Source organism: Xenorhabdus thuongxuanensis (assembly GCF_001908095.1).
GTDB lineage: Bacteria > Pseudomonadota > Gammaproteobacteria > Enterobacterales > Enterobacteriaceae > Xenorhabdus > Xenorhabdus thuongxuanensis.
On record NZ_MKGR01000016.1, the window covers coordinates 23,183 to 37,776 of the forward strand.

16 protein-coding genes and 2 tRNA genes are annotated in these 14,594 nt (G+C 42.8%); 13 read left to right on the top strand and 5 right to left on the bottom strand.

From position 1 onward, the window contains the following. Positions 1-18: 18 nt before the first annotated feature. On the top strand, positions 19-585 hold the full coding sequence (efp, locus tag Xentx_RS11495) for an elongation factor P (RefSeq protein WP_074020374.1): 567 nt from the start codon (positions 19-21) through the stop codon (positions 583-585). A 204-nt stretch (positions 586-789) separates the two neighbouring features. Beyond that, on the top strand, positions 790-1,104 hold the full coding sequence (gene sugE, locus Xentx_RS11500; RefSeq protein ID WP_074020375.1) for a quaternary ammonium compound efflux SMR transporter SugE: 315 nt from the start codon (positions 790-792) through the stop codon (positions 1,102-1,104). A gap of 39 nt (positions 1,105-1,143) precedes the next feature. Here the strand turns inward: sugE and Xentx_RS11505 are convergent, their stop codons facing one another. After that, entirely contained in the window at positions 1,144-1,356 is a 213-nt protein-coding gene (locus Xentx_RS11505; protein WP_074020376.1) for a helix-turn-helix domain-containing protein, read from the bottom strand. 218 nt (positions 1,357-1,574) lie between these two features. Between Xentx_RS11505 and Xentx_RS11510 the strand changes: the two genes are divergently transcribed. Further along, the gene (locus Xentx_RS11510) at positions 1,575-1,745 is read left to right on the top strand and encodes a helix-turn-helix domain-containing protein (RefSeq protein WP_339373688.1); all 171 of its coding nucleotides are present in this window, start codon (positions 1,575-1,577) and stop codon (positions 1,743-1,745) included. 268 nt (positions 1,746-2,013) lie between these two features. Continuing rightward, on the top strand, positions 2,014-2,802 hold the full coding sequence (locus Xentx_RS11515; RefSeq protein WP_074020429.1) for a sulfite exporter TauE/SafE family protein: 789 nt from the start codon (positions 2,014-2,016) through the stop codon (positions 2,800-2,802). 65 nt (positions 2,803-2,867) lie between these two features. On the opposite strand, the gene uriH is transcribed toward Xentx_RS11515, so the two are convergent. Next, positions 2,868-3,818, bottom strand: coding sequence for a uridine-preferring nucleoside hydrolase UriH (uriH, locus tag Xentx_RS11520; RefSeq protein ID WP_074020378.1), 951 nt, complete (start codon positions 3,816-3,818; stop codon positions 2,868-2,870). A gap of 455 nt (positions 3,819-4,273) precedes the next feature. On the opposite strand from uriH, the gene Xentx_RS11525 reads away from it, so the two are divergent. The 5 genes from Xentx_RS11525 (at position 4,274) to Xentx_RS11545 (ending at position 9,561) form a co-directional block, all read left to right on the top strand. Continuing rightward, entirely contained in the window at positions 4,274-5,575 is a 1,302-nt protein-coding gene (locus Xentx_RS11525; protein ID WP_074020379.1) for an NAD(P)/FAD-dependent oxidoreductase, read from the top strand. A gap of 46 nt (positions 5,576-5,621) precedes the next feature. Beyond that, complete coding sequence (locus Xentx_RS11530) at positions 5,622-6,002, top strand: cupin domain-containing protein (RefSeq protein WP_074020380.1); 381 nt, start codon at positions 5,622-5,624, stop codon at positions 6,000-6,002. A 15-nt stretch (positions 6,003-6,017) separates the two neighbouring features. Then, a complete protein-coding gene (locus tag Xentx_RS11535; RefSeq protein WP_074020430.1) occupies positions 6,018-7,511 on the top strand; it encodes an aldehyde dehydrogenase family protein in 1,494 nt (497 codons plus the stop codon). Between the two features lie 218 nt (positions 7,512-7,729). Further along, a complete protein-coding gene (phoA, locus tag Xentx_RS11540; RefSeq protein ID WP_074020381.1) occupies positions 7,730-9,166 on the top strand; it encodes an alkaline phosphatase in 1,437 nt (478 codons plus the stop codon). 161 nt (positions 9,167-9,327) lie between these two features. Beyond that, positions 9,328-9,561 carry a DUF1435 family protein gene (locus tag Xentx_RS11545; RefSeq protein ID WP_139292486.1) on the top strand — a complete coding sequence of 78 codons (234 nt, stop codon included), beginning with the start codon at positions 9,328-9,330 and terminating at the stop codon, positions 9,559-9,561. A gap of 44 nt (positions 9,562-9,605) precedes the next feature. Here Xentx_RS11545 and Xentx_RS11550 read toward each other — a convergent pair. From Xentx_RS11550 to rsmC, 3 genes are all read right to left on the bottom strand, one after another. Continuing rightward, positions 9,606-9,692: transfer RNA gene (locus tag Xentx_RS11550), tRNA-Leu, on the bottom strand. Between the two features lie 46 nt (positions 9,693-9,738). Next, a tRNA-Leu gene (locus Xentx_RS11555) sits at positions 9,739-9,825 on the bottom strand. A 224-nt stretch (positions 9,826-10,049) separates the two neighbouring features. Then, positions 10,050-11,063 carry a 16S rRNA (guanine(1207)-N(2))-methyltransferase RsmC gene (rsmC, locus tag Xentx_RS11565; RefSeq protein WP_074020383.1) on the bottom strand — a complete coding sequence of 338 codons (1,014 nt, stop codon included), beginning with the start codon at positions 11,061-11,063 and terminating at the stop codon, positions 10,050-10,052. Positions 11,064-11,192: 129 nt separating this feature from the next. Between rsmC and Xentx_RS11570 the strand changes: the two genes are divergently transcribed. The 4 genes from Xentx_RS11570 (at position 11,193) to Xentx_RS11585 (ending at position 14,370) form a co-directional block, all read left to right on the top strand. Next, entirely contained in the window at positions 11,193-11,603 is a 411-nt protein-coding gene (locus tag Xentx_RS11570) for a DNA polymerase III subunit psi (RefSeq protein ID WP_074020384.1), read from the top strand. Next, on the top strand, positions 11,572-12,048 hold the full coding sequence (gene rimI, locus Xentx_RS11575) for a ribosomal protein S18-alanine N-acetyltransferase (RefSeq protein WP_074020385.1): 477 nt from the start codon (positions 11,572-11,574) through the stop codon (positions 12,046-12,048). The genes Xentx_RS11570 and rimI overlap by 32 nt, the downstream gene beginning before the upstream one ends. Before the next feature lie 132 nt (positions 12,049-12,180). After that, positions 12,181-13,770: a peptide chain release factor 3 gene (gene prfC, locus Xentx_RS11580; protein WP_074020386.1), complete on the top strand. Its 1,590-nt coding sequence runs from the start codon at positions 12,181-12,183 to the stop codon at positions 13,768-13,770. Between the two features lie 198 nt (positions 13,771-13,968). Next, positions 13,969-14,370 (top strand): BON domain-containing protein, encoded by a 402-nt coding sequence (locus Xentx_RS11585; RefSeq protein ID WP_074020387.1) that lies wholly within the window; start codon positions 13,969-13,971, stop codon positions 14,368-14,370. Positions 14,371-14,594: the final 224 nt, after the last annotated feature.

The following is a 14,594-nucleotide window of genomic DNA, read 5'->3' on the forward strand; positions in this document are numbered from 1 at the left end:
AAAAATTAGAGGATCTCCATGGCTACTTATAGTACCAATGAATTCCGTTCAGGTCTTAAAATCATGTTAGATGGCGAGCCGTGCGCTATTCTTGACAGTGAATTTGTTAAACCAGGTAAAGGACAGGCATTCGCCCGCGTTCGTATTCGTAAACTGATCTCTGGTAAACTGCTGGAAAAAACTTTTAAATCAACAGATTCTGTTGAAAGCGCAGATGTCATGGATGTCAACCTGACTTATTTGTACAACGATGGTGAATTCTGGCACTTCATGAACAACGAAACTTTCGAGCAGTTGGCTGCGGATGAGAAAGCCGTTGGTGAAAATGCAAAATGGCTGATCGATCAGGCAGAATGTATTCTGACTCTGTGGGATGGCCGTCCTATCGCTGTAACTCCACCAAACTTTGTTGAACTGGAAATCGTTGATACCGATCCAGGCCTGAAAGGTGATACTGCTGGTACTGGCGGTAAACCTGCAACCCTGAGCACTGGCGCTGTCGTTAAAGTACCTCTGTTTGTACAGATCGGCGAAGTGATCAAAGTTGACACTCGTTCTGGCGAATACGTTTCTCGCGTGAAATAATCACGCTTGCTATTCTAAAAAAACTGCAGTCTCTTCGTCTAGAGGTTGCGGTTTTTTGGTTATAACTCCTAGGGTATTATCATTGCGGCTATCAGATCGGCTAGCTATAATCCAATTTCATTTCTTACCGTTATCCTGGACGACCTGGATAAACGTCAATCTCATCGGGGACGGCCCCACTTGTCATTATATAAAGGGAAAGACATGTCTTGGTTGATCCTTCTTATTGCTGGTTTATTGGAAGTCGTGTGGGCGATAGGTCTAAAATATACCCACGGTTTTTCACGCATAGTGCCGAGTTTAATTACGATAAGCGCGATGATCGTGAGTATGGGGTTACTCGCCTATGCTATGAAAAATCTGCCAGCAGGAACTGCTTATGCTGTGTGGACAGGCATTGGCGCGGTAGGTACGGCGATTTTCGGCATCATGGTGTTAGGGGAATCCGCGAATTTCGCTCGGATATTGAGCCTTGGCCTGATTGTGATTGGCATTATTGGCTTAAAGTTAGCAGGCTGATTGCTTATAAATAAACCCAGCGTAGTGCTGGGCTTATGATTATTTCTTTTCATAACGCGAAGGCCATATTTCTTCTGGTGTGCGTCCCAGCGCTGCTGCAATAAGACGCTCGCCCTTTGGCCAGTGTCGTTGTAATGCATTGGCAAGAGTTGATGACGCCAGCCCTGCTGTTCGCGATACTTCTGACAGTGATGTCCCGCGTTTTTTCAATTCAGCGATGATGTCAGCAGAATGCCAGTCTTTTTTTTCCATCCTTAAGCTCTCCAATTATCAATCACCTTTTCAATTAAAAAGTAAGTGAGTATTCAGTAGACTATAAGTCACACATCATAGCATAACTCTAGCTGAAACGTGACTCATAGTCCGTGGTCGGATAAGTAACATGAATCGATACTTATCGGATGAAAAAATCGAACAACATCAGATCCCTTTTTGGCCAAAGAATTAGGTATCTCAGGAGAGAAGCTGGGATGTCACAGGAGGCTTTTGCTGATAAGTGTGGACTGGATCGCACTTATGTTAGTGGTATTGAACGTGGTGTTAGGAATCCTACCTTAGAAATTATTAATGTGATAGCAAATGGATTACAGATTGAACTCAATGAATTATTTGATTTTGGAGCAATACATCCTCCCCGTTAAAACTCATTATCAAAAAAATAATACAAGGTTGTTAGAAAGATAAACTTCAGCAACCAATCACCTATATCTTCATCTTCTTTACTTTCAGTTGCAAAGTTGCAGCCAATAAAGCTGCGACCTGAAAGAATCATGTTCCCTTGTCGTTTGGTTTTAGTACCAAACTGGGAGGTATATTCTTTTTTTGAATATGATATTCATTTTTGTCCTATTATAGGCAGTGCTTGCTGAAATTTAGTAAGAAAATAATCTTTGAGCTGGGAAAGAGATGATGTTAGTTATCCCTGAACTTGCGATTGGGGCGATTGTTGGCTTGATTATCAGTATTACCGGTGTTGGTGGTGGAGTGATAGTTTTGCCGATCCTGACCTATTTTTTTGGATTGGATGCATTGGCTTCCGTCGCGACGGCTAATCTTCTTTCAATGTTGATGAAAATATCATCTTCTTATATGCACTTCCGCGTGGGAAATATTCCCTTACGCCAATCTTTGATTATTATGCTGATCATGATACCCGGTACAATGTTCGCCAGTTATGGAGTCACAATGTTGAGTCATTTAAGCCATAATCGAGTACAACTTGAATGGGGAATCAATTTACTGGTTTTATTGGCTATCTTATTCTCCCTTTATCTTTTTTACCGCCAAATACGTCAGCCACAATTACACATAAACCAAACGCAACCACAATTACAACTTGGGTTGATTAAGCCTTTATTGCTGCCTGGTACGGGAGCTGGATTAGTGCTCGGGGCGACAGGGGTTGGTGGTGGCATAGTGGTATTGCCACTATTGTTACGCTATGGACAGATGAGTATTAAACAAGCAGTCGGTGTTTCCCTTTTTATCACGATGATATTATCAGGCTCATCTGCTTTTGCTTATGCATATGGAGGGCATACGAATTGGAAACTTGCGTTGGTGCTGTTTTTAGGTTCTTTGCTGGCTATCCCTTTTGCCAGGTATTTGATAAAGCATTTGTCTGACAAAATATTGCAATATGTCACATTGTTCCTGATTTTATGTAGCGCTGTGTTGATGGGCATCAGGTTAGTTTGACAGAAATTCTTTTAGCTATTGAGGCGGAGGGATAGCCTCAATAGCTAAAGAATAAATTAATAATATCAGTAAGTTGTTTCACCAATATTTTTCAGGGCATCAATCACTAATTGCCAGAATTTGGCGTGATCCAATTTGACAGCGACTTGCGTATGGCAATCTTCAGGTGGTGGAAAACGGAAATCTGCAACTGTCATTCCAGTTGTCAAGGTTCCCATTAGCTCGACATTAACGGGGACTTTTTGGGTTGTCATAACATCAGGGTCGATCACATAGGCTACAGCACAGGGATCATGTACAGGAGCATAGCTAAATCCTTGATATTCACGATACCTATCACCATAAAATTTCAGTGCATCCAAAACGAACTGGGCGGAATGTGTCTTAATCTGGGCGATTGCCTCGATAATTTCAGGTGTTGCTTGCGCTTGATGAGTGAGATCTAAACCGACCATCGTCAGCGGCCATTTTTCATTAAAAACAATGTGCGCGGCTTCTGGATCGATTACGATATTGAATTCTGCAACTGCACTTTTATTTCCTTTATGATAACCCCCTCCCATTAACACAACTTCCTTCACACGCTCAACGATTTGCGGTGCTTTGCGTGCAGCCATGGCAATATTTGTCAAACCCGCCGTTGGCACCAAAGTCACACTCTTGGGCGGATTTTCCATAATCACATCAATAATGAGATCAACTGCATGGCGCTCATCCAGTTTCATATTAGGTTCAGGAAGAACAGGGCCATCCAGACCAGTTTCACCGTGGATATCTGGGGCGGTATTGATCTCCCGAACAAGTGGACGGTGACAACCGGCTGCGAAGGGAACGTTGTGAATGTTGGCGATACGTGCAACGCAAAGAGCATTGCGGGTGACTTTATTCAGGGTTTGATTACCAACAACTGTCGTTACAGCCAACAGTTCAATATTGGGGTTCCCGTGGGCAAGTAAGAGAGCAATGGCATCATCATGCCCAGGATCGCAATCAAGGATGATTTTCTTGGGTAGCATATTTATTCCTTTCCAGTGATTATACCCTTCATTTTTCAAGTTGTTGTTTTGTCGGCCACAACTCGAAACCTATTAGGTACATATGTAAATATTTACTTTTAGGATAATTTACTAACAGAAAAAATTCCTTCCGACTCCATCACAAAATGGATATCTAAAAATCACAATTTATTAATAAATATTTTAATAAACTGTGATTTCATTAACATGAAAACAACAAATGATTTGAGCATTTCAAGTACATATGATTCATATATATATCAGACATGAAATGCATGAATGTCTATTTTTGTTATTTTATTAACTTATTAATAATTTGCTATTTATTGTTTTGTTAATACACCTGAACAACTAATGTTCAAAAAATGTGATAAACACCCCCCTGAAAAAAGCAGTAGCAAGGTAACCACCTGTATATACCATCAGGGGATAAGCAGATGCTCATGGGGTATAACATGAATAATAAACTTGATTCATTAACATATTATACAGCGACAAAAAAATATGATCTTCGTTTTCCAATGCTGACAGAAGATCTGGATGTTGATGTAGTTATCATTGGCGGAGGTTTTTCCGGTATCAATACAGCATTAGAGCTGGCAGAAAAAGGCATCACCAATATTGCTATTTTGGAAGGCCGAACGTTGGGATATGGCGGTACAGGCCGTAATGGTGGTCAGGTGATGACGGGCATTGGTCATGATTTGGATAAGATCAAACGCCACGTGGGTGAAAAGGGTCTGGAAACTATATTTAAAATCAGTAGCTTGGGGGCGGGGATTATTCGTGATCGAATAGCCAAATATGATATTCAGGCTGACTTTTGCCAAGGTTATGCCTATCTTGGCTGGAATTCGCGACATGATAAAACTCTGCATGGTTGGTTACAGGAATTTCGTTCAGCTTCTCCTGACACAGAAATTGAGCTTTATACGGGTGCAGATGTTAAAAAAATCATTGGTTCAGACCGTTATACCAGTGCGTTAAAACATATGGGGGGCGGACATGTTCATTCGCTCAACTTGCTACTTGGAGAAGCCAAGGCTGCCACTGAGTATGGCGTCAAAATTTTCGAAAACAGTCAGGTTGTGAGCGTAGAATATGGTCCTAGAGTTACAGTACGCACAGTAACAGGATCGGTTCGTGCCAGTAAGATGCTGTGGGCATGTAATGGCTTTTTGGATGGTCTCGAACCGACTATTTATAGAAAAACGATCAATACCTATGCTTTTCAATTGATGACAGAAGAACTGTCGGACGATTTGATTGACAGGATCAGCCCAATTCGAGGGGCATACAGTGATATTAGTCCAGTCATCGATTACTACCGTGTTACTAAAGAAAATCGCCTGTTATATGGCAGTGCGACTCATTTTATGGAGTATATTCCTTCCGATTTAAAAGCATGGAACCGCAATCTCATGCTCAAAACTTTCCCTTACTTGAAAGATGTAGCGATAGAACTGGCATGGGGCGGGCCATTATGTTGCAGCGCTAGTTTGTTTCCGCAAATTGGTTCTCTGCCTCAGCATAAAAATGTGTTCTATGTTCAAGGCTATTCAGGTTTTGGTGTAACACCGAGCCACATCATCTGCAAAATTTTGGCTGAGGGAATGAGTGAAGGCTCAGAGCGTTATTCGCTACTCAGTTCAATTCCACACCTCAATATTATCGGGAAAGACAAACTGAGAAATATACTGCTCTCTGTCGGTAAGACCTGGCACCAAACTTCCGGTTATTGGAAAGGGCGTCGTTAGTTTTTCTTTTTACATTTTTGGAACGTAACAGTTAAAGGTAAAAATCATGATAAAGCCATTATTGTTAGATAAAGCACTTCCTGAATTAATGCCAATTGGCAGTGTCACTAATCTTGGTTCTATTGTGGTGGAAGGGGAGCCGCAGGCGAATGTAGCCATGATCCACGGAGAGCCATCGGATAATCTGACATGTGGGATTTTTGCCTGTACTAAAGGCAAATTTAAAATGACCTATCCCTTTGATGAGATGGCAACGGTGTATGAAGGTTCAGTGAAACTGACCGATGTCAAAACTGGAGTGATGGTTGAATATCATAAAGGCGATTCGTGGTTTGCGGCAAAAGGGAGTGAAGTATTGTGGGAAATCACCAGTGAGCGTTTCGTCAAACATTATATGGCTTGTGTAAATGGACAATTGTCTGATTAGTCAGGGGAAAAGATGATAAGTGAAATTAATTTGCTAGAGTCCGTTACAACTTTTTTGCAGCGTTCTCACGGTCATTATATTAATGGAGTCTCTTTTCTTGGTCAGGAAAATGAAATTTTCTCCATCGTTAACCCAGCTTCTGGTGAAGTAATAGCTACGGTCAATCAAGGTGGAGATACCGAAGTTCATCAGGCAATGCAGGCGGCATCAGCCGCTTTTCATGGTGTGTGGGCACAGACATCTCCTCTGGAACGGGGAAATTGCCTGAATCGGTTGGCTGATCTATTACAAAAAAATAGTGAGGAGTTAGCACAACTGGAAAGTGTATGCTCCGGTAAACCGATCCAATTATCCCGTATGCTGGATGTGGGAGCATCAGCCTATTATTTACGCTATTTTGCCGGATGGTCGACCAAAATCACGGGGGAAACCCTGAATGTTTCATTGCCATCGTTTAAAGGAGAAAAATATTCTGCATTCACGCGCCGTGAGCCTATTGGTGTTGTAGTTGGTATTATCCCGTGGAATTTTTCCATCATGATTGCGATCTGGAAATTGGGAGCGGCATTGGCCTGTGGTTGTACGATTGTGCTTAAACCCAGTGAATATACCCCCTTAACCATGCTTCGTGTGGCCGAATTGGCAAAAGAAGCGGGTATCCCAGATGGTGTGATCAATATCGTCAATGGTTCAGGTGCTCGCGTGGGTACTTCTCTCATTAATCATCCTCAATGTGACAAAGTCACTTTTACAGGCTCTGTTCCAACAGGAATGAGCGTGGGGAAATTGGCTATGGAGCAGGGATTAAAGCGCACAACACTGGAGCTTGGTGGCAAAAACGCGGCGGCTTTTCTGTCTGATATGACAGTTGAAAAGATCGTTGATGGCATACTGGAAGCGGGATATGTATATCAAGGGCAAATTTGTGCAGCCGCAGAGCGCTTTTATATTCCATCCGCTCACATGGATGCGGTTTTGGTATTACTTTCTGAACGTTTATCTGCGATGAAAATGGGTTCTCCCCTTGATGAATCGACGGAAATGGGGCCTTTGGCGAATAAAGAACATTACGAAAAAATTCTGTCTATGTTTGAGACAGCGCGTCAGGAAGGCAATGAAATTGTCCACGGAGGCTATGCTTTGGAGGGGGCGGGATTTTTTGTCGCACCAACAGTGATTAGAGCCAATCGTGTTGAAGACACACTCATGAACGAGGAGACATTCGGGCCGATTGGTACTTTCCTCAGTTATGATGATGAGGAAGAGTTAATTACTATGATGAATGCAACGCCATTTGGTCTGTCAGCCAGCCTATGGACGAATGATATGAGCAAGGCGATGCGTATGATCCCTGATATTAAAGCGGGAATACTGTGGATTAATATGCATACGTTCCTGGATCCTGCGGTTCCATTTGGTGGTACTAAATCTTCAGGAATGGGGCGTGAGTTTGGCAGCGCATTCATTGAGCATTATACGGAGCTGAAATCGGTCATGATGCGTTATTGATGGGTGCGTTAATTCACCAATGGAATAGGGAATTATATGGGTAGAGCGCTTTTTGGTCTGCTAAGGCGCTCATTTTTTCTTCTTGCCTTGCAGAAAAAATCGTTGTCATAAGAATGTCGCCATAGATTCAAATAATTGTCATGTGACATATCTATTATCCGAGCAACTCAACATGATGATTTTTTTTATCCTATTCATCCGATTGCAAGGAAAATCCTATGTCGCGTAATCATAAAAAAAACCTGCTTGCTATGGTAGTTGCTGCATTGATGTCAGGGGTTACAGTGCCTGTATGGGCTGTCAGCGATTCAAATCATATTATGGCGCAGCAGCGTGCAGCCCAAGGCAATATTACCGAATTTGGTGGTGCCCGCCGTCTTACCCAAGATCAAACTGAAGCGCTTAAGGCTGCATTAAGCAACAACAAAGCTAAAAATGTGATCCTGTTTATCGGCGACGGTATGGGGGACTCTGAAATTACCATTGCCCGTAATTATGCAGAAGGTGCAGGTGGATTCTTTAAAGGGATAGATGCCTTGCCATTCACTGGACAATATACACACTACTCATTAGACAAGAAGACGAAGAAACCTAACTATGTTACAGATTCAGCGGCTTCTGCCACGGCTTGGGCAACAGGGGTAAAAACCTATAATGGGGCGTTGGGAATCGATGTCTTTGGCAACCCTCATCAATCTCTTTTGGAGCTGGCTAAAAAAAACGGTAAGGCAACGGGAAATATCACCACGGCCGAAATTCAGGATGCAACACCAGCGGCTTTATACGCCCATATTACACATCGTAACTGCTACGGCCCTAAAGAAACTTCAAAGTATTGCGCCACAGATGCTCTGGAAAATGGAGGTAAAGGTTCTATTACTGAACAATTGCTGACCGCACGTGCGGATGTCACTTTGGGAGGTGGTGCAAAATCGTTTACCCAGCAATCGAGATCTGGCGCCAATAAAGGGAATACATTGCAGCAACAAGCATTGGAGCAGGGATACCAATGGGTAACGGATGCGAAGTCATTGGCAGCCGTCAAAGATGCTAATCAACAACAACCCTTGTTAGGCCTGTTCAATGCTGGAAATATGGATGTCGCCTGGGAAGGGCCAAAAGCAGTTTATCACGGTAATATCAATGAAAAGCCAGTGAAATGTGCAGTGAATGCTAAATTAGATCCTAACGCACCTACATTGGAGCAAATGACAGAAAAAGCGATTGATTTACTGAAAAAGAATAAAAATGGCTTTTTCCTGCAAGTGGAAAGCGCTTCGATTGATAAACAGGATCATAATGCCAACCCTTGTGCACAAATTGGTGAAACAGTAGCCTTGGATAAGGCCGTACAAGCTGGTCTTAAGTTTGCCAAAGAACATGGTAATACTCTGGTGATTGTGACTGCCGATCATGCGCATGCTAGCCAAATCATTGAGCCTGATGTCAAATCACCCGGCTTGACTCGATCGCTGATTACAAAAGATGGCGCAATCATGACCGTAAACTATGGTAATTCGGAAGGGGATAGACAGGAACATACCGGTACACAGCTACGTGTTGCCGCTTATGGACCACATGCTGCCAATGTTGTTGGTTTGACTGATCAAACAGATCTGTTCTTTACCATACGTGATGCAATGGCGTTAAAATAATCATATCTTGCTTATAATCCCTGTCATTTACTTTCAACTTGTGATTAATTCGCTACCATATAGGGTATTGAGAATCATTATTGTTATAGTGGGTGGCTACTATGTTTAGCGCAAAGTGGAATTTAAAGCTGTTTTTTTGCCAAAGCATGATGGGATAAGGTATGACGGGATTCTGGGGATTACTGTTATCCAGCTTGATTGTATCGGTAGTGGTTGTGTCAGTGCTGGAAATAGTCGGTGCAGGAATAGAACAATTTAAGTTTGTTATTCAAGGAGCTATGCTGCTGACACTTGTTCTGTTACTGCATCGTAATGCACGTCATTTTCTATTGATACCTGCCGGCATTGCCGTTATATGCAGCTTGTTCGCTTGTTTGCGCTACCTGGGACATTAAGGAAGATTGGGGAAACAATGAGAAAGAAAAGAAAAATGTAACAGTGGTGCGAAGGGGGGGACTTGAACCCCCACGTCCGTAAGGACACTAACACCTGAAGCTAGCGCGTCTACCAATTCCGCCACCCTCGCAGGTACTGCCATTTATCTAGTTTGTTTAACTGATAGCTATCTGATTTGGTGCGAAGGGGGGGACTTGAACCCCCACGTCCGTAAGAACACTAACACCTGAAGCTAGCGCGTCTACCAATTCCGCCACCCTCGCGTATTCAGATACTATCACTTAAACGAATAGCATGGAGGCGCATTCTAGAGATTTTATGGCTGGCGTCAATCATTATTTAGGGAGAAAACGCGTGACTGGTGTAAAAATCGGCATGTCGATATGTTTGGTAAGGGCAGAAATGAAATGCTGGAAAATAGACATTGCCTGCCCGTTAAATTCGGGGCAGGCAACACAGAACACAGGAATTGCGTTTGCTGTTCCAATTATTTCTTAGTCGCTTGATATACTTTGAATTTACCTGTTTGTGCAATGACTTCATGGCGGCCAAAGGTCTTATCCAGCAGATTAGGATAAGGTAAGAAAGCGTTTGCAACGATCCGCAATTTACCGCCGGATTTCAGATAGTTTGGTGCCATGCGGATCATATCTTCAGCCGCCGCCAGGTTGGTTTTCAGGCCATCATGGAAGGGGGGATTAGAAATGATCCAGTCAAATTTTTCTTCAATGGCAGAATACACATTACTTGTGACCACATTGCCTTTCAGCTTATTGGCTTGCAGGGTCGCCTTACTCGATACGATAGCGGCAGCATTGACATCACTTAATGTCAGGGATAAGTCGGGGTTCTTTTTACCCAATACAGTAGCCAATACTCCGGCACCACAAGCCATATCCAGCAGACTGCCAGAGATAGGGGCATCGAAAGTTGAAAGCAGCAGACGACTGCCGATATCCAAGTCATCCTGACTAAATACGCCAGGCAACGTATTGACGGTGACATCTCCCACCTGATAACTGTTCCACCAATTGTTTTGGTCAAACTGAACCTGGTTTTTCAATTGGCCGTAAAACAGGCTGCAACGGCGTGCTGTATCAATTTTGCGGAAAGTAGCGATGCCTTCCATTAATTTATCAATACTGCGTACACCACTACGGTTTTCACCCACAATAAAGATATCAGTACCGGATGGCATGATAGAAAATAGACTGCGTAGTTGAAAACGCGCTTCTTGTTTGCTTTTTGGCCAATAATAAATCAGCGTATCACATCCTCTGATAAATGCGCTGTCTGCTACAAGGCCAAACCAGGCATTGTCACCAAGCTGGCGGAGCAGAGATTGCCAGTGGTGATATTGGTTAGTATGCACATGCACACTTGCAGCTTCGATTTCCGTTGCCAGGTTATCCTGAAGATCACCGGCAAAGAGCAGATGACGAGAGCGAAATTGTTCATGATGGCGCAGGATAACTTCGCTGGCCGGGGTTAATACTGACATCTATGTATAGCTCCTTATAAATCTTTATCTGAATATCAGTGGGCTGTACTGGCAAGCTGATTGGCGCAGGGGTAAGCCCTCTGATAATATATTACCTGTTATTTTTTATGGCAGATGGAATAAAACACGATGACAAAGCGTGACAGATTACTTTCCCACTTGGGGATCACCCAATGGATTTTGCGTAGCCCAATGGCTTTGCAAGGTGAATTATCTGTCCTCATCCCTGATTCAACCCGTCTATTGATCATTAGTCATGATCACATTGACTTAAGTCATTCATTGTTTGCTGATGTTTTTACAGCCATGGGAATCGATGCCTCATTGGTATATTGCATCACGACCAAAGATGTTGAGCTACTTTCGGAATCAATCCACTGCCCAAGCTGGCTGCTGGGAGTTGATATTACCTTACCAGTACAAGGGATTTCTTTGAGAAGTCCAGCATTAAATGACTTATTTCTTGATGGGAATGCAAAACGCGCTCTTTGGCAACAAATTTACCATTATGAAGAATATTTCTCTATTAACTCCCGTTGATCTTCCCGCAGCATTTCAAATAGAACAGGCCAGTCATGCGTTTGCGTGGAGTGAAAAAACCTTTTACTCTAATCAGGGAGAACGTTATCTCAACTATAAGATAACGCAAAATGACCAGATTATCGGTTTTGCGATAATGCAGTATGTCATGGATGAAGCAACACTATTTAATATTGCTATTCATCCTGAATATCAATCACGGGGATATGGCAAGGCATTACTGACACATCTCATCAACATATTACCTGAAAAACAGATCAATACATTGTGGCTTGAAGTTCGACGCTCTAACCAGGCTGCTATTCGTTTATACGAAAATATGGGCTTCAATGAAGTTTCTATCCGCAAGAATTATTACCCGACTGCGGCAGGTAAGGAAGATGCCATTATTATGGCATTGCCGTTGTTTGAAGTCGATTTGGATAATAAGTCCCAAAATCACTGATTGTTTATAAATCCAAGTTCAGCGAAAATAAGCGCCAATCACGACTAACACGACGGATTTGCCAGTGAAGCGCCATCAGGAGGCGCTTTCCAAGTGATATCAATCCGCCTACGAACCAGAAGATTCTAATTGATGTCAAATTCCTCATTTCAGCAGGAAGTCGCGAAACGGCGCACTTTTGCAATAATTTCTCACCCGGATGCGGGTAAAACAACGATTACCGAAAAAGTATTACTATTCGGACAGGCGATCCAGAAAGCGGGAACGGTAAAAGGCCGCGGCTCCAACCAACACGCTAAATCAGACTGGATGGAGATGGAAAAACAGCGTGGTATTTCCATTACCACTTCCGTGATGCAGTTTCCGTATGCTGATTGTCTGGTCAATTTATTGGATACCCCAGGACACGAAGACTTCTCGGAAGATACTTACCGTACTTTGACGGCCGTTGACTGCTGTTTGATGGTCATTGATGCCGCGAAAGGGGTTGAGGATCGTACCCGTAAGTTGATGGAAGTGACTCGCCTGCGTGATACGCCGATCCTGACATTCATGAACAAGCTCGACCGTGATATTCGTGATCCAATGGAGCTCATGGATGAGGTGGAAAATGAGCTGAATATTGCCTGTAGCCCAATCACATGGCCAATCGGCTGTGGTAAATACTTTAAAGGCGTCTATCACCTCTACCTTGATGAAACTTACCTGTACCAATCAGGCCAAGGGCATACCATTCAGGAAGTTCGTGTTATCAAAGGAGTGGACAACCCTGAGCTGGATGCAGCAGTGGGTGAAGATCTGGCGAACCAATTGCGCGAAGAGCTGGAACTCGTCAAAGGCGCATCCCATGAATTTGATCAGGAAGCCTTTTTACAGGGAGAATTAACGCCGGTCTTCTTTGGTACTGCATTGGGGAACTTTGGTGTTGATCATATGCTAGATGGCCTGGTTAAATGGGCTCCAACTCCAATGCCTCGTCAGGCTGATGCACGTGAAGTGTCTGCCAGTGAAGAGAAATTCACTGGTTTTGTTTTCAAAATCCAGGCGAATATGGACCCGAAACATCGTGATCGTGTAGCATTTTTGCGCGTTGTTTCCGGTAAATATGAAAAAGGCATGAAACTGCGTCAGGTTCGCATTAAGAAAGATGTTGTCATCTCTGATGCACTGACCTTTATGGCAGGGGATCGTTCTCATGTCGAACATGCTTATCCAGGGGATATTATTGGTCTGCATAATCATGGCACCATTCAGATTGGCGATACTTTTACCCAAGGTGAGGAGTTGAAGTTTACCGGCATCCCTAACTTTGCCCCTGAATTGTTCCGTCGGATCCGCTTGCGCGATCCGTTGAAACAGAAACAATTGCTGAAAGGTCTGGTGCAATTATCAGAAGAAGGTGCTGTACAGGTATTCCGCCCGATGTCCAATAATGATTTGATCGTCGGGGCGGTAGGTGTGCTTCAGTTCGACGTAGTTGTTGCCCGTTTGAAGAGCGAATACAACGTTGAAGCGCTGTATGAACCGGTTAACGTTTCTACGGCTCGCTGGGTAGAGTGCAGCGATGCGAAAAAATTGGAAGAGTTCAAGCGCAAAAATGAGCAGAACCTGGCTTTTGATGGTGGTGATAACTTAACTTACATTGCACCAACAATGGTTAATTTAAACTTGACCAGTGAGCGCTATCCTGATGTTTCCTTCCGTAAAACACGGGAGCACTAATATCTTTTCAGGGCCAGCTATCCTGTTGGCCCTTATTCTTTATCTTATCTTTATATTCTGCTCTTCATGGTAATAGAAGAATAATTCTCTGGATTAATGAAAATATGCGTTATTTTTTGTAAATTTGATTTTATCACTATTGTCTAATTGACATACTGCCTTAGTGGTAGTTCAAGCTGAAGTTAAAAAGGTGGTAGGATGAAAAATATCAAGTTTACACATTCACTAATGGCTGTTGTTCTTGGCTCGGTATTGGCTAGTAGTAGTGTTCTGGCAGCGGATCTTTCTGTGGGAAAAACGTTGGAGAACACAGGGCAACAAATCGATAAATCTATAGACAGCGCAGGGAAAAAAATTGATAACTCCTTGCAAAAAGCAGATGCTTATTTAGACGATAGTGCCATTACAGCAAAAGTGAAAGAAAAATTGCTGGAACATAAAGGTATAAATAGTCATGACATTTCGGTGAAAACGGAAAAAGGCGTTGTCCATCTTGCAGGTTTTGTCAAAAACAAACATCAAGCGGCGAAAATAGCTAAGATTGTTCATGAAATAAAAGGTGTCAAAGCAGTAAAAAGCACGATAGAGATTAAGAAATAATCTTAATCTGAAAAAATAGATTAAAAAACAACAGACATTGTGAATTGAGAGTGGCTGATAATAGCCACTCTTTCTGTTATGGCTTTAGCCAGTTTAAGATGCGTTAGCTTCTTAAACATAAAACCACCCGCTATGCGGGTGGAGTTCAAGGGTTATACCAAGAAAAACACCTTTCCGTTACGATATAGATGTTCAAGCTAATATACGTAACTTAAATAAGGAAA